Raw genomic sequence first — 16064 nt, 5'->3', positions numbered from 1 at the left:
AGAATGCGGCAGTTTCGTCTAGAGACCGGTAACTTCTCTGGGGTTAGGCGGCGCGCAGGAGAGGCGGTTTGGGCTTGAATAGTGGTGGCACGTTCGGCTCTGGCTGTCGGAACGGTGCCCGCAATCGATTGCGAAGCTCGCCGTTGAGATCTGCCGTCCTGACCTGCATGAGCATGTGAGCACCGTGGAGCGACCACCGCATCTGCTGTTTCTTGACCATCCGCTTGCCGACAAGTGAATTCACCGCCGATTCAGCCAGAGTCGTTGCGACGCGAAGGCCGGCTTGGTAGCGCTTGCCATAGTTGACGATCGCGCCGCGGTTCGAACGGATATAGGTCAGGGGCTGCAAGCCGAGGCTTTGAAGTCGGGCGATGGAGAACTCGCTGTCTCCTTGCGAAGCCTTCACCCTCTCCAAGAGTTGCTCCAGATCGGTGATCGCGCGATCGACCCGCCCATGCCACAGGCGCCACTTCACCGCTCTGATGTCACGGTCGATTGCGGGAAGCGCTTCAGAGAGACCCGATCGGGATCGAGCCATATGATCGGCGATCTGCTGCAATCGGCTGGACCTTCATGGCGATGTGGAACCAGTCGATGATGTGGGCCGTCGGCTTCGGCATTGCGCGGGGTAGCCGCTTCAGGATTTCGGCGCCGTCCGAAATCACCGTCACATCGCCAAAGCCGCGGTAGCCTACTTCCCGAAGGGCATGAAGGGGCGCGATCCCGGATTGCCCGTTGGTCGGTGCTGCCGGTCACGAAATAGCGACCGCCGCCTTCGCCCCGCCCGCCGCGGCCGCATCGGGCTACAACGAGCTCGAAGTTGCGCGCGGAATTGGAATCGGCGCTGCGAACATGCGCAGTATCGATGCTGATGACGAACTCTTTGCGTCGATTGCCGGGAAGCTGCATTTCAAGCTGGCGTCGTTCGTTCGTTTGCGCCCTTGCGTGCAATTCTTCCTCAGCAACCTGATCGTCGAGCCGTTCGCCAATCCTGATGGTTCGCTTGCGCACGGTGGCATGCGTCTCGGTCGGCTCAACGGGCAGGAATTCGGCAAGCACTCTCGCAGCCTGCCGGTACGGCATCATGCTCCCCAGCCGCGCCGTCAGTTCCATCAGCTCGGATGTCGCTCGATCCAGGCAGATCTCCCGCAGCGGCGCAAAGGCATCGACCATGCCTGGGTAACAATCCCGACACAGCATCCAACGAGGATTGCGCACCTCCACGATGCCAAAGACAGTCCGGATCCGTCGCGTCGTGTAGTCCTTGACCGGCCGAAACCTGTGGCAATCCGGGCAGACCCGACGAAAGAGGGAATACGTCTCCGCCTCATGGTTCACGACCGCGCGCTGCAGCGCCGCCATGATGGTCTTGCTGTCCTCGATCGACAGGCCGAGGTCGCCGTCAAACAGACGTTCCCAGCTCTTGTCGATGCGAACCGCCTTCCGGCAAACGTCACCGAACTCGTTCCTGCCCTCGATCGTGATCGTCCATTCCACCGCCATCGCTTTCCCTCCGAACAAAGCGGCGCTCATGGACTACGCGGGCCTAACAACCTGTATTCGACCCCAGAGAAATTACCGGTCTCGAACGTGATCTCGATCGAGCCGTCGTCGAGCAATTCGGCATGGCCATCTCCTGTGACTTTGTCCATCTCGTCACATCCGCCCCATGTGAAGTGAATTGTCGAGGGGCTGTAGCTCAGATCGGGGCCGGTTTGCAGGGCATTGCTCTCCTATTTCCATTTGGCTATCTGCTCTTTGCCTTGCGGAGTGAGGACAGCACTTAAGAAGGCGCTTGATCGCTCGTGGTCGATCTCCCTTCGGCGCGCTTTAATAAGATGGTGAGGCTTGGCCTCGCTGCTGATATCCTCGATCAGTATCAGGCCGACGCCATGTTTCGCGCATTCGTCCCGCACTCGCGCTTCCTGCTCAGGTGCGGTCTGCGACCATTCCTTGGGGTTGATCGGAAACACAACGTACGCCTTCGTCGCGGCGCTGGTATGGGACAGTGCTTCAAAGACAGCGAGCACGTTCGAGGCATCCGGGCGTTTCACTTCAAAGGTTACGACGTCGAACTCGTGACCGATCGTAAAAGGGAATTTTTTATGAGAAACTAAAGTGAAATCTGGGCGGGTCCACGGCCCCACAATCTTCGCGTTTCGGCGCGCGGTATTCTCGATAATATATTCAGAGGCGCTATAATTGTTGGCAAGCCACAGCGTCTTGAGTTGGCTTTCTATCTCCGGGTAGTAGCTTTCCTCGCCGATAACAGCGTCAACTACACCCACACCTTTAGCCAATCCGATGTATCCTTGCCGCTTGGCGACCAGTAACTTCTTGGCGATGCCGTGTTTCAGCGTTGCGTCGGTTGTCCCGTCGTCGTTCGAGCAGACATAACGTTTTAACCAAGTCCGGGTCAGGTCACCTTTTTCCGCAACCAGTTTTTCTACGATTGTGATAAGTAGCTCTAACGTGCGAAGGGATGGCGGGGTGCTAAGTTCGTCCATTTTTCTGTTCCACTAATATCTCATCTTGTGGTTGTCTTAAGTGATAAATGAGTGAACGCGGAGTCTTCAAATCGAAACTGCCATGGTTTTCAACTAACTATTCTCAGATCGTGTTCACAGCGGTTCGAGTCGTTCAAGAGCAAGCCCGTGGCTCGGTTGGCGCCCGCCTATCCGACAACGGTAGCGCCTACACCGCGACATAGACCAGACTGTTTGCTCAAAGCCCTCAAAATGTTCCCAGCTTCATGCCGTGAAACCGGTTCGCACGGAGACGCCTGTCGATGGACGCCCCACGTGACAAGTAATATTTGAATGCGCATTTGAGGTATGGCTTCTCGTTGCAGTTTAGCGCCCGAAACGCGTTATTGCGGTTCCCTCGGGGCCGCGGCCTTGGCGGCGATGCCGCATCGCCTCCACGAAGGTGGTGAAAGCGGGAGAGGATTGGCGTCGGCTCGGATAATAAAGATAGTAGCCGCCCAGTAGGGAACCGTGCCCGCGCAATCAGGCCACCCCGAAGGGTTCCTGCGCGTAGAACAGATCGGATGATGTGCGCTTCTCTGTCAGGCCTCTTTACAGGCGCGTTCAGCAACGGTCGGGCTTAGCCAAGAAAAGCGCCTTCCTTGCGCTCCTTCCGGAGCTCGCGCACCAGCCCAAAGATGCTGATGGCAAATCCGCCTATGGCAAGAATCGTCTCAATGATGTCCTTCGCACTACCATGCACGATGGCAGGGGGTAGACCAGTCATGGCTGCGCCCCATACACTGCGTAGAATATCGGAACAAGCACAAAGAATGAGAACAGGATGCCAACGAGGACGTATTTTGCAATTGTCGTGAGCAGGCTCTTGAACCGCTGCCTTACAAGCACAATAACGAAGTACATTGCACAAATAGCAACAACGACATCAAGAAGGCCCTGGACCCAGAGCCTTATCAGCTGGTCGTGCATGAGGATGTTGATTGAGAACGCCGGCAGCGCCAGAGCAAGCAGGGCCAAAGCGACCACGTTCTCTTTCCAGGTGCTGTAGCCCGGTTTCCAGAGAAGCAGTGCAACGGCGAGACCGAGGCCAGGGAAAAAGAAATATCGATAATAGAATACAAGGACGTCATATCGGGCCTGGAAACCGGTATTTGTGTTCGTCCCGGGCGGACCCGCGCCTACCAGCCAATCCTGAAGGCCGAACAAAACAGCCCCGCCAAGCAGTGACCAATACACACCGCCAAGCGCAATCACAATGGCAACTCCGAGGGCCAGCCACTGCCGTACACCGAATTCCGAAATCATCTCTGACTTGGCGCCATTCATGCCGTTGCCTTGTAGCCTTGGGCCGCAACCTCTTCGCCGGGAATCCGGGATTACGCTAATCGGACGTCAGTGAGCGGGAAAATCCTCTTTCGTGCACTGGGCGAGACTTTCAGCGTCCGGCGGACAAAACCACGCAGTGAGAGAGGACCCCAGAGAGCCTGCCGTCGCGCGGAATGCAACTGCGTCTGCATCGCAATCAGACGCCTGAGGGTCACAGGTGAGGATAATGCCGGGTCGAGGCGGCGACGTGGAATGTATCTGGCGATTATACGCGGCCGCCGATGTCAGGGCGCGCTTCACACCGCGCTGCCAAAGGTAGGACGGCTCGATCATCGAAACATGCGTTCCATTCAGACAGTCGGCCACGAGACCTCCGCCAAGTGCAAATCCGCGGATCGAATCCGCACAGAGTCGGTCCCTCTGCTCCGCGGTCTTGACCTCGTGCACCAGACCAGCAATCTCTCTAAGCTGATCGTCGTCGATGTCGATCACGAGCAATGGGCGAATCCCGTACTTGTCGTAGTATCCAAACTGGCAGCTTTTCGGCCGCGCCGTCGCGAATTGCTCATCGCTGTAAGGCATCGCGTGATCGAGGCGTCCGAAGAATTGCATTGAACCCTTCGCGTCAACGGAGGGGAATTGCTTGGTTTGCGACTGAGGGTCGAAGAAATCGAATGTGTAGATCGTGCGGGTCTTGTCCTCGTTGACTGATCCGGTGCAGAGGAAATTCGACAGCAAGGATGCGGTCGAAAAGCCGGCGTTGTTCAACGATCCTCTCAGAATGCTCTCGTACTCCGTGATCTTGTCGACGCGATCTTGCGCGGGCATGTCATCGTGCCCGACGTTGATGACATCGGTGTTGAACAAAGTCGCGGACAGTTGGGCTACATCCTGTCGAAGCCAGCGACGGATTGTTGTCTCCGCCGGAGTGTAGAACGCGAGAATGGCGGAGATGACCGCTGCCGGGAATCCGATCCAGTCGCGAACCGCTTCGGCAACCCGGACGATCGATTTCCGGCGACGATCGCTGGCCGATTGGGGCTCTATGTCGCTATGGCATTCCGGGCATCGCTTCGCCTGCGTCGGGATGCTCCGGCCGCAGACCGGGCATGGTTTCAATGAGGGTTGGTCCTTGACATCGGGCGTCATGGCTTGATGACTCGCTTCAGCACTGCCTTGAAGCGGCTGGCGACGTTGCCGAATCCGTCCGATGTCCCGTGGATTTCGTCCGCCCAGCTGTCGACCGGGCCGAGGGCACCCCGCGCATCCACCACATAGACTTTCGTCAAGCGGTTATTGCCGGCGATCCTATCGAAAATATCGTAGAGACGGTCGATCAGCAGTTTGACGATCTCGCGCTGCAGGGTTGGATCGACGATGCCCTTTGCCCTCATGGGAGCGCCAAGCCACTTGTCCTGCGCCGCCCAGACAGGGTTGCGAGGATCTTCCGCGAAGCCGCCCGGGATCGCGTGGTCGTAACCGTGGATCAGGATCGGAAGGTCCTTATATGTTGGCATCGCGTGGACCGTTGCAATCACCTGTCGGTAGGCCTGCTCAAGGAACGAGAAAACCGCTTTGGAGGATTTGATGTCGATGTGCGCGCCAGCACCCTTTCCGGGTTGATAATTCTTGAGCAGCTTGAGCAGGACGGAGTTGCCGTCGACATCGGCGCCGATGACGTCGTTCCCCGCCGCCGACAGGAGGAAGGCGGCGACCTTGCGCTTCTTCTTAGCGAGTCTCTCCTCCAGCGCCGCGAGCTCGCGCGCATATTCAGGGTCGCGGTGGATCATGTTGTCTGCTGTGTCGCCCGCCGCCCCCAGGCAACGGATGACGAACTCGCTGTCCAGATGATCCACGACCTCGTCGATGAGCAGCGGAAACTGGAACCAGGAATCGCCTTCGACCAGGAGGATGGGCTTCGGATCGTTGATCTTCAGCCTGTGCTCGAATCGCTGCTCCCGCCGCCAGCGGCTGAAGCGGTTGCCCCAGTTCATGGCGCTTTCCACCTCGACCCGGTCGATCTGGTTCATTATCACCTTGTTCGGGTCGGGCTCGACGATCGGCGAGAAGGGAGCATGGTTGCGTGGCGATACCCGAAGGTATGGCCTTATCTTTGAGTCCGGTGCCGACGGATCGCTGAGCATCCGCTTAAGCTCTTCGAAGGTTATCTTGCTGAATACGGTCGGCGGGCCGGCAGGCCTGCGGGCAGAGCCGGCATCCAGTTGAATCCTGTCGAGCAGCCCGTCAACGTCAAGTGCCCCCAGCGCAGTATCCGCAGCTTCCTCAGCGCCTGGCCTGTCATGCAAGGCGAGGCGGATCATGATGGGCCGGTGATCGGAAACCGTCGTCACGAAGTTGCCGATTTCGCGATCGCGCGCGACGACCAGGAACTCGTCGTCGCCGAAGGTGTGCTTCAGATTCGGCGACAGGAAGATGTTGTCGATGAAGGATTTATAGGGGCTCTTCAGGTATGTGAAGGCACCTTCCTGCTCGTCGTCGGCTCCCATCGCCCGGAATCCTGCATCCTTCAGATGGTTGAGATCCCCGCTGGCGAGAGTCGCGTTCATATCACCACCGAGGACAATGTCCTCGATCCCATGCTGTTTGAGGGCTTCGACGGCACGTCGGAGGATTCCGGAAGCCATGCGTCGACGCAGGCTCCCCTCTGACATGGCCTTGAGGTGCAGCGGAACCACGTGGAGCGTCACGGGACCGGCGCCGTAGTGCTTGTGGGTCACGAAGCGGAAAAGGCCAGGATACCGATCGAAGATCTTCCCGTGAACGGCCTCGAACTCCGAAGCGGCGGGATCGTCGCTCCGCAGCTCGAAGAGCGGCTGAACCTCCTCGGGCCATTCTACCGACGCGCCGTCCAGGACGGCAGTCCGCCAGATCACCGCTGTCGACTGCTTGCCGTCTCCGGCATCAGGTTCCGAGAAGGCACATCCGTAGTCTTCGCCGAAGCGCTCCTTGATTTCCTTCACCAGTGCTTTGACGGCATTGGGAGAGACCTCGGACAGGCCCCAGATGTCGAGCTTCATGTCCGCCAACACCGCGGCTGCAGCCTCGAGCTTGGTCCCTTCGTCGTAACGGGATGCAAGATGCTCGATGTTCCAGAACCCAATGTCGATGTCGGCATCATCACCGGTGTAGGCATTGACGACGCGCTCGAGGTCATTCGCACCCTCTGGCCGGCGACCAAGTGCACCAAAGAAGCCCGTGAGCGTGTCGGATCCGCGGATGGCAGAGAGTACTTCGCGGGCGGCTGCGGCATCGGCTCCACCGGACTGGGCCTTGGTCTCGAGATCGAGGGCGATGGCCGCGATCTTGATGCCCTCGTTGACGTAGTTCGACTTGTGTCCGTCCTGCAGCGTCACGTCCTGCTGCCTCGTAGCGTGATGGAGCGCGATCAGGTTGCCCTGTCTATTGAACACGGGAGCGCCGGATGAGCCGTAGTCCGTGTCCGATGAATAGTGGATCACACGGCTATCGACCTTCACGATATCCGTGTCATCGACTGAAGCTTCCTTCAGACGGCCGTCCGGGTGATGGATGACGAAAGCCTGCTCACCTTCCATCATCGTGAATGAGGAACGTTCCAGGACGATGGTTCCGAATTCGTCTGCGGCGGAGGGGTCGATCCAGACGAACGTGTAATCGAGCCCGTCCTTTGCGGGGCTCGTGATGAAGAGCCGCCGCGGATCCAACTTGAAGACCTTTTTCGATGGAGCTATCGCGCTCCTGCCGCCAAGAAGCGCCTCCTCGCCGATCTCGTAGTCGAATTCCACAGTAGCCTTGCCCGCCACCGCATCGCTGTTGAGAACATGGTTGTTGGTGAGGAAGAGGTTCGGAGCCACGAGGAAGCCTGTTCCGCCCCATGCTCCCTGATCGCCGCGAAAGTCGGTGCCATCTGTCTGGATTCGAGCGATCGCCCGCCTTCGATCGGCCAGCACCTTCAGGAGCGTCGCGGATATCGTGATGTAGCGGCCGATGGCTCGCTCGAAACTGACCCCGGCCTCACGGACAACCTTCCATCCGAGTTGCATGCTGTCCGGATTGGTGACGGGCAGATTCGCCCGGATATCGGCAAACGATTCTTGCGGCTTGGCAGTGGATGCGAAGGGAATGTCTCGCGGAGCACGCCCAAGAACCGAGTCAACCATAGCGCCCCCTTCCGCTTTGGAAAAACCACGTTCACATGACGAAATCGCGCACCGTTCCTGAATGACGGACGCTGCGCTCGGTGATTGCTAGCATACTGTCAGAAATATTATGCGGGTAAAGCGGATTCTTGTCGAAACGTGACGTACACCCGCATCATCCGTATAAACGCTAACCAACTGTCTGCCGAGCAACAGTATATCACGATCAACACATAGGGCTTCGCTTCCAGCGTCGGTAGGGCATCCGTGATGGTTGGCGAACCTATACAACCCGAGCGGTTCGTCAGTGGAAAACCCGCGGCTTCACCTTGATTTCGCTGATGTTGCGGCCGCGAAACAGTTCGGCGGCATGCCGCGCGGGTCGGGCGTCGGCGAACCGGGGTGGAATTCGTCGCCGCGGCCATGCGACAGCGGAATGGCGTGTCGCGTTGTACGACGCTCGCCAGCTCGGCCGAGAGGTCCTTCAGGTGCCGCGCGACGAGATGATCGACGTCGCCCTCGCACTGGATGCGCCCGCGCACCGCGATCATGCTGGCCGAAGAATGGTTCGGCAATTGGCTTCGAACACCTTTGGCCAGATGACGAGATTGGCAATCCCGGTCTCGTCCTCGAGCGTGATGAACATCACACCCGTGGCGCTTCCCGACCGCTGATCGGCGCGGAAGATGTCGGCGACCTCGATCGAGGCGCGCACTGCTCAGCCGTCGGGCGAGATCTCTGCCTCCTTGAACAGCCCGCGGGCTCGTGACGGTGCGCACCGTGCGGGTCGCGACCTTGGTGTAGAAGGCGGTGTTGTCGAGCTTGGCGTGCCCAAGTAGGACCTGGATGCCCCGGATTTCGGTGCCGTCTTCCAGAAGGTGGGTGGCGAAGCTGTGACGCAGCGTGTGCGGCCCAACACGCTTGGCGATGTCCGCGGCCTGCGCCGCCTCGACGACAATGCGATGGAGCTGCCGCGTGCTGATCGGCTTCATCGGGTGCTGTCCCGGGAACAGCCAACCATCGCGGTGCATCACGCCCTGCTGCCGCCCGACAATCCACCACTGGGGCAGAAGAGTGAGTAGATCCACCGACAGCATGGCATTGCGATACCGCTCGCCCTTGCCACGCTCTTGCGCGTCAGGTCCGGGCGGTCGAGCGTGTGGGTGAAGAAGAAGCGCGGGGCCGACACGATGCTGTTCATGGTCGGCACGGGAACGCCGCCATCCTGCTGCCCGACCTGCAACCGGCGCAAGTCATCCGCTGTCGCCGTGTCCGGCGATCGGCCAAGGAAGCTTGCGAACCGCCCGACATCGCGGACGTAATTGCGCTGCGTCTCCTGGCTGAACCGGCGCATGGTCATGTCGTCAATCAACCGTTGGCGCAGCGGACTGATCGGTGGATCGAGAACAGGATGGGGCATGGTCAGGCTCCTTGTTGAAGAAGCCTGTGATGCTCTGCCCCCGCCTAACGACGCTCAATTCGGGCGCGGCAACTGGATCGTGACCTCTACCTCACCGCGCGCGCCCATCCCGCGCAGCGGGTCGTCTAATCGCTCGGCCGTCAAGGGGGTGAGTGCAAGGCAGTCGTCCTTTCTGTCCATGCTCGTTCGTTCGTATGCCGGGTACAGGGTCGTCTACGCAGTCGATGCAAAGATCGCCGCAGGATGAGTTTCGCAGGTGAGATCTTCCTATGTTCGTTGCGCAATGTGCTTAACGAAGCAGTTGCTTCCCGCTTCGCGGAATGATCTCAGCCACGTCCCGGAGACCGGTAATTTCTCTGGGTGTCGAATACGGGTTGTTAGGCCCGAGCAGCCCATCAACATCGTTTTGTTCGGAGACAAGCGATGGCGGTGGAATGGACGATCACGATCGAGGGCAGGAACGAATTTGGCGACATCTGCCGGAAGGAGGTCCGCATCGACAAGAGTTGGGAGCGGCTGTTCGACGGCGACATTGGCCTGTCGATCGACGCGGGAAAGAAGATCATGGCGGCGCTACAGAGTGCGGTCGTGAACCATGAGGCGGAGACCTATTCCCTGTTTCGCCGGGTCTGCCCCGACTGCCACACGTTCCGGCCGGTCAAGGACTATACGACGCGCCGGATCCGAACCGTCTTTGGCACCGTTGAGGTCCGCAATCCGCGCTGGATGCTGTGCCGGGAGTGCTACCCGGGCATGGTCGGAGCCCTCGCGCCGCTGAAGGAAATCTGTCCCGATCGAGCGACACCCGAGCTGATGGAACTGACGGCGCGGTTGGGGAGCATGATGCCGTATCGACAGCCGGCAAAGGTGCTGGCCGATTTCCTGCCCATCGAACCGACGGAGACACATGCGACCGTACGCAAGCGCACAATCAGGATCGGCGAGCGGCTCGACGAGCAGATCGCGCAGGAAACGCGGCACGCAAGATCTCAAATGGACGAACGACGCCAGTTCGAGATGCAGCTTCCAGGCGACCGACGCAAAGAGTTCGTCATCAGCATCGATACGGCTCATGTTCGAAGCGCCGATCCCGATTCAGCGCGAAATTTCGAGCTCGTCGTGGCCAGATGCGGTCGCGGGGGACGGGGCGAACCCGGTGGCCGCTATTTCGTCTCCGGCAGCACCGATCAGACCGCAATCCGGGATCGAGCGCTCCACGCGCTTCAGCAAGAAGGGTATTGTGGCTTCGGCGACGTCACCGTGATCTCGGACGGGGCCGAAATTCTGAAGCGTCTGCCCCGCGCCATGCCTAAGCCGACAGCCCACATCATCGACTGGTTCCACCTCGCCATGAAGATCCAGCCCATGCAGCAGATCGCCGATCACATCGTGCGATCCCAGTCCGGCCCCTTTGAAGCGCTTCCAACCATCGACAGGGACATCAGGGCGGTGAAATGGCGTCTGTGGCATGGGCGGGTCGATCGCGCGATCCGCGATCTGGAGAAGCTTCTCGCCAGACTGAAGCAGCCGCAGGCGGACGGAGAGTTCTCGATCGCGCGGCTTCGCAGCCTCGGAGCGCAGCTCTTGACCTATGTCCGTTCGAACCGCGGCGCGATGGTCAATTATGGAAAGCGCTACCGGGCCGGGCTTCGCGTCGCCACCACTCTCGCCGAGTCGGCGGTGAATTCACTGGTCGGCAAGCGGATGGTCAAGAAGCAGCAAATGCGGTGGTCCCTTCATGGCGCTCACATGCTCATGCAGGTCCGCACGGCGGAGATCAATGGCGAACTTCGCAACCAGCTGCGGTCACCGGTCCGACAACCTGAACCGAACGTGCCTCCAAGATTCAAGCCGAAACCGCCTCTTTTGCATGCTGCCTGACCCCAGAGAAATTACCGGTCTCACGTCCCGCCCTTGAAAAGCAGCCGTGGCTCCCCCGCAGGCCGTTCGTGGAAGAGCGAATTGAGGGTCCAGCAGACCCAGAAATCCTTTTCGACATTGCCCACCGGAGCTCCGATCCGATTGGCCGTGGCGAGGAACAGGCGAGCCGGTCACGTGGGGATGCCGCGATGACCTGGCGGTAAGCATCGGTACTCATGGCTTCGCCTCGTGCGGGTCCGCCCTCAGGATTTCGCGGAGGAACTCCTGCATCCAGATCGGCACAGCGGAGAGACCGGCGCGCAGATCCTCGCGAATGGCCTCGCCGTGCTTGGGGTCGGCAAGCAGGCGGCGCAACGTCGCCTGGATACGCTTCCGTTCGCCCTTCTGGGTCAGCATGTCCTGCATCCAGTGCAAGGCCTGGACGACCCGCATCCCCGGCCGATCCGCCCAATAGAGGCGGCTAGGGGCAGCGTATTTGAAGTGGATTTCCTGCGTGCCGAGCTTGATTGGCTTCAACCGCGCATCGACCAGCACTTCTATTCGGGCGGGGACGGCGGTCGTCAGGCCGAGGTCGTTGGCGGCCGTCATGCCATCAATGACGGCGCGCGCCCGATCGCGGCGCGTGACAGCGCGGATCACAGCGCGATAGTCCGGCACGGTGGCGCGGCCAGTCAGGTTGTTCGTGCGCGGCCGGTCATAGAGGCCTCGGTCGATCCGGCGCAGCTCCCCCGCGGCTGCCAGGCGCTGCAGGGTTTTGTCCACGGCGGCGCGCGCGCCGAGATCGGCGAAGTCGCCGGGGGTCCAGACCTCGTCGGGTTTGGACTCGATGCGGGCCAGCAGGCGCGAGCGAAGATCGGTATCGGGCTCAACTAGGCATGTCCGAAATATGCTACAAATTCGGACAAATGCAACGGATGAGTCCGAAATACGCTACAATTTTCGGACAGCTCCCGCTCTGGACTATCCGGAGCATCGATCGAGGGCGCGATCGCATCCGGAACGTACGACATGGGGGCTCGAAACCCTCACAGCCGAGAGTTTTGTCGTCGCCGACCGGCGCACCATTCATGTCCATCCCGGCATCGGCGCCGAGACTAGGGTGTTGACGATCACGCAGCGCGAACGCAACCGGCCGGTCACGCTCGACGCTGCTCTTGATTACCTTTCCGATCGCCGCGCCATCCTGTTGATCAACGAGCGGTCCGGCGGCGCCGCTGTGCAGGTTCCGACCACGAGCCATTCTCGACGATGGTGAGGTCGAACGGCGTGTCCGCTTGATCCGACCGATGGAGAACCACAACATCCCCGTGAAGATGACGGACGAAATCCATTGGGTGAAGGCCGATCCGGACATTTTCGCCCGTGCCTGGGAAGCTGAGGTGGCTGAAGTGCCGGAGTTCGTCGACAGCACCATCCATGTCGTCGCCGGCCTGTTGCTCCCGATCTGGAAGCGGCTGCCGAACGAATCGACACGGGTCTATCGTCTTCAGACCGATGAAGGCGAGCGCATCATCGGCCGCCGTGTCTCGCCAGCCTGAGTCGCCGGTGCAACGGCGGCCGGATCGTCAACACTCGCGCCGGGCGATGCCTTCGCCGCTTTGATGGAAGGCAGGACGGTTCTCGATCTCTCCGAGGATCTTCAGCTTCGTCGCGTCCGCGTAATGGGCGTCAACCGCAACGAATTGTCCGGCTTCATCGACACGATGCGCGACCGACTCTCGGCTTAAACGGCAACGTTCGACCATTGCCGTCCTTGCAGCATGTCGAGAAATCTGCTCGAAAGCCTCTGCCTTTGGCGTCGGCGGCGGACTTGTCGTCCATGCTCGATGGCCAACCAAAACGGAGACCGCCGGCGTTGCCGCCCTGATCGCCGACCTTGCGGTGGCGATCCGCGTCGTCATGGCCGGCAATCCAGGTCGAATAAGGCTTTGTCGCAAACCTCCTACAACCCGCTACGTCGCAGGAGTTAGTTGCTAAAACCGAGACGAGCCGAGATGGACACCAGGGTGGACACTACCAAACACGGAGTTTGATATGACGACGGGAGTGTTTGCGATGGTGTTTGGCGCGGCTGTTTTGCATGCGGCATGGAACGCCTTGGTCAAGGTGAATGCCGACAGGCTCGTCATGATAGCAGTCATGATGATGAGCCAGGTTGCCGTCGGTATGGTGGTTGTCCCATTTGTGGCGTTCCCGACGCCAGAAAGCTGGCCATATATTTGGGCTTCATGTGTGCTTAATACTGCCTACTGCGTGTTTCTGATCAATGCATATCGTTATGGAGATCTGAGCCACGTTTACCCCATTTCTCGGGGTTGCTCACCGCTGGTCGTAGCGTTCATCTCCGTCGCGATCGTGGGTGAAACACTGACCATGCAGGCTGGCTTTTCGGTTGTTGTTATCGCTCTGGGTATCATGAGCCTAACCCTGACGCGTGGCGCGGGAGGCTTCCGGGAACCAAAAGCAATGCTGTATGCGGTGGGCACGGGCGTATTTATCGCCGGATATACGATCGTAGATGGTTTAGGCGCCCGTGTTGCCGAAAGCGCAGAAAGCTACACTTTCTGGTCTCACCTCTTCAACGGTATTCCGATAACCTTGGTGGCGTTGTATCTGCGAAGGGGGCAGGTTCGGGTCTCGCTGCAGAAATGCTGGAAGGTCGGAGTGCTCGGGGGCATGATTTCTCTGTTGGCATATTGGATTGTCACTTGGGCAATGACACAAGCGCCTTTGGCTTTGGTATCCGCAGTCCGGGAATCAAGCATGGTGTTCGCTGTGCTGTTTGGTGTCTTCTTCCTTAAGGAGCGCCTCGACCTGGCGCGGTTGGCCTCCATCGGCATTACGTTGATCGGGACCGCGATGCTTAAGATATCCAAGTGATCGCTGTTCCGAGTTCGATCGAGTCGGCATGAGGGACGGAAGCTCGCTCTTGACGCCTTGCTGCGTTGGTCAGCAGGAGCGGCATGTCCGCTCTCCGTCACCCCCCGCGGATATCGCCGAGAGTATACCTAGAGAGAATCAGAGGGCTATGCGGTAGCCGTCTTCCACGATCTCTTCGCCGGCCAGGTGGCGTCGCGCATTTCGCAAGTCGCCTCCGCCGTGCAGCAGCAGATCGTCGTCGCCTTTCACAGCGTACCATATTTCCTGTTGCAGTTTATAGGTTCGCTCGTCCTGCATGCCACGCTTTCCTGGCCGCTTGCGCTTCCTGTCCTTGTGTGGATCGCGGCGAACATCGCCATTGCGGTTATGGCGGTTCCAGCCTGGCGCCTTGTCCCAGCCACTGCCCAGGCGCGTGCCTCCCGACACGACCGATCTCGTCAGCCTTCAAGCTGCAGGCGCGGGGCCCATTGGGGGAAATCGATCAGGGGATTGCGATTACCTTGAAGGACGTAGATCGCCGCATTGCGATGTTTTTCCCACTCGTCAGGGGCATATTGTTCATGCCAGGCCAAAAGCGTTTTCAGCCGCTGTCCGGCATAGCGCCTGCCGACATAGCCGGCATATGGTTCTGTCGCAAACGGAATGGCAACCCACATCTGGCACGAAGGCCTCTCTTTTTCGGGGAGCTCGCTTGCTATGTTCAAAGGCCGTCATTTTGACCGATCAGTGATCTTGCTGTGCGTGCGCTGGTATCTGGCCTACAATCTCAGCCTGCGCGTCCGGAGGAGATGATGGCCGAACGCGGCCTGAACGTCGACCATTCGATTGTGCACCGCTGGGTCGTCCACTTCTCGCCCCAGCTTCTGGAGCGCTTCAACGGGCGCAAGCGCGCCGTCACCGGCAAGTGGCACATGGACGAGACATACATCAAGATACGCGGCCAACGGATGTATCTCTATCGTGCCGTCGACGGCGTCGGCGACACGGTCGAGTTCTTCTTCAGCGAACACCGCGACCTGCCGGCAGCCAAGCGCTTCTTCCGGAAGGCCCTGGAGCGCCACGGCAGACCGGATCGCATCGTCATCGACGGCAGCCCGACCAATCATGAGGCGATCATTTCCTGCGACGCCGAACACCGTCTGCGGAATCGATCGCGACCAGCGCTGAAGCCGATCCGCATCCGCAAGAGCAAGTACCTCAACAATCGGATCGAGCAGGACCATCGGCGCACCAAGCGCCGCACTCGGTCGATGCTCGGCTTCAAGTCGATGGCGAGTGCCGATGCCGTCCTTTCCGGCATCGAGATGGTTCACATGATGCGTAACGGCAGGCGAGGTTCGCCATAATCCACGTCCCTCGATCGCCGAGCGGTTCGAAATCCTTGCAGCATGATCATCGGCGCGAAAGCGTCCCGTTGTGACCAAAAGCACGATTTGCGACAGAACCGCATAGACCCGATGGCATGAACAGGTTGTGGCAGGCCATCGACCAGGACGGCTATGTGCTCGACGAGATCGTCCAGAACCGCCGCAATACCAAGGCGGCCAAGCGCTTGCTGACACGGCTGTTGAAGAAGCAAGGCATCGCGCCGAAGCGCATGATCACCGATAAGCTGCGCTCCTATGGAGCAGCCAGGCGACAGGTGATGCCGCACGTCGAGCACCGGTCGCACAAGGGATTGAATAACCGGGCGGAGAATGCACATGTGCCGCTGCGAAAACGGGAGCGGACCACGCAAGGCTTCCGATCACCAGGAGCACTGCAACGCTTCGTTTCGATCTTCTCGGCTCTGCGCAATCTCTTCGTCCCGCCCTACTCAAAACGCTCCGCTCTCGCCACACATGTTGACCGGCTGCAGGCCATGGCGGAATGGAAAGCCGTGACCGTGGTCAGCTGACATCAGCGGCCGCAGGTCTCAACGCGTTTATATGC

General features: G+C 59.7%; 9 protein-coding genes and 7 pseudogenes. 6 read left to right on the top strand and 10 right to left on the bottom strand.

Annotated elements, in window-relative coordinates:
• Positions 1–43: 43 nt before the first annotated feature.
• The 8 genes and pseudogenes from A9K68_RS30595 to A9K68_RS32395 form a co-directional block, all read right to left on the bottom strand.
• Positions 44–1503 (bottom strand): annotated as a pseudogene (locus tag A9K68_RS30595) (ISKra4 family transposase).
• Positions 1504–1529: 26 nt separating this feature from the next.
• Positions 1530–1652 carry a hypothetical protein gene (locus A9K68_RS32400; RefSeq protein WP_280952229.1) on the bottom strand — a complete coding sequence of 41 codons (123 nt, stop codon included), beginning with the start codon at positions 1650–1652 and terminating at the stop codon, positions 1530–1532.
• 81 nt (positions 1653–1733) lie between these two features.
• Complete coding sequence (locus tag A9K68_RS30590) at positions 1734–2507, bottom strand: hypothetical protein (RefSeq protein ID WP_065011824.1); 774 nt, start codon at positions 2505–2507, stop codon at positions 1734–1736.
• Between the two features lie 741 nt (positions 2508–3248).
• Positions 3249–3812, bottom strand: a complete 564-nt coding sequence (locus tag A9K68_RS30585; RefSeq protein WP_065011823.1) for a hypothetical protein — start codon at positions 3810–3812, stop codon at positions 3249–3251.
• A 66-nt stretch (positions 3813–3878) separates the two neighbouring features.
• Positions 3879–4961 carry a zinc ribbon domain-containing protein gene (locus tag A9K68_RS30580; RefSeq protein ID WP_065011822.1) on the bottom strand — a complete coding sequence of 361 codons (1083 nt, stop codon included), beginning with the start codon at positions 4959–4961 and terminating at the stop codon, positions 3879–3881.
• The gene (locus A9K68_RS30575; protein ID WP_082982734.1) at positions 4958–7972 is read right to left on the bottom strand and encodes a trypsin-like peptidase domain-containing protein; all 3015 of its coding nucleotides are present in this window, start codon (positions 7970–7972) and stop codon (positions 4958–4960) included. Before A9K68_RS30575 ends, A9K68_RS30580 begins: the two co-directional genes overlap by 4 nt.
• Positions 7973–8275: 303 nt before the next feature.
• Positions 8276–8624, bottom strand: a pseudogene (locus tag A9K68_RS30570) (OB-fold nucleic acid binding domain-containing protein); the annotation flags it as partial.
• 45 nt (positions 8625–8669) lie between these two features.
• Positions 8670–9371 (bottom strand): annotated as a pseudogene (locus A9K68_RS32395) (tyrosine-type recombinase/integrase).
• A gap of 423 nt (positions 9372–9794) precedes the next feature.
• Between A9K68_RS32395 and A9K68_RS30560 the strand changes: the two are divergent.
• Complete coding sequence (locus A9K68_RS30560) at positions 9795–11252, top strand: ISKra4 family transposase (protein WP_065011820.1); 1458 nt, start codon at positions 9795–9797, stop codon at positions 11250–11252.
• Positions 11253–11465: 213 nt separating this feature from the next.
• Here A9K68_RS30560 and A9K68_RS30555 read toward each other — a convergent pair whose 3' ends face one another.
• The gene (locus A9K68_RS30555) at positions 11466–12092 is read right to left on the bottom strand and encodes a DUF6088 family protein (protein ID WP_176478107.1); all 627 of its coding nucleotides are present in this window, start codon (positions 12090–12092) and stop codon (positions 11466–11468) included.
• A gap of 129 nt (positions 12093–12221) precedes the next feature.
• Here A9K68_RS30555 and A9K68_RS30550 point away from each other — a divergent pair.
• From A9K68_RS30550 to A9K68_RS32205, 3 genes and pseudogenes are all read left to right on the top strand, one after another.
• Positions 12222–12976: pseudogene (locus A9K68_RS30550) on the top strand (methylase); the annotation flags it as partial.
• A gap of 310 nt (positions 12977–13286) precedes the next feature.
• Positions 13287–14132, top strand: coding sequence for a DMT family transporter (locus A9K68_RS30545; RefSeq protein ID WP_065011815.1), 846 nt, complete (start codon positions 13287–13289; stop codon positions 14130–14132).
• A gap of 153 nt (positions 14133–14285) precedes the next feature.
• A pseudogene (locus A9K68_RS32205) lies at positions 14286–14489 on the top strand (ABC transporter ATP-binding protein); the annotation flags it as partial.
• An 80-nt stretch (positions 14490–14569) separates the two neighbouring features.
• Here A9K68_RS32205 and A9K68_RS30535 read toward each other — a convergent pair.
• Complete coding sequence (locus tag A9K68_RS30535; protein ID WP_065011813.1) at positions 14570–14788, bottom strand: endonuclease; 219 nt, start codon at positions 14786–14788, stop codon at positions 14570–14572.
• Positions 14789–14828: 40 nt separating this feature from the next.
• On the opposite strand from A9K68_RS30535, the pseudogene A9K68_RS30530 reads away from it, so the two are divergent.
• Positions 14829–15521 (top strand): annotated as a pseudogene (locus A9K68_RS30530) (IS6 family transposase); the annotation flags it as partial.
• Between the two features lie 82 nt (positions 15522–15603).
• Positions 15604–16029: pseudogene (locus A9K68_RS30525) on the top strand (DDE-type integrase/transposase/recombinase); the annotation flags it as partial.
• Positions 16030–16064: the final 35 nt, after the last annotated feature.

The organism is Mesorhizobium sp. AA22 (assembly GCF_001672375.2).
Classification (GTDB): Bacteria; Pseudomonadota; Alphaproteobacteria; order Rhizobiales; family Rhizobiaceae; genus Mesorhizobium; species Mesorhizobium wenxiniae.
The sequence above is the reverse complement of the archived record's forward strand: the minus strand, read 5'-3'. Positions and strand labels throughout refer to the sequence as shown.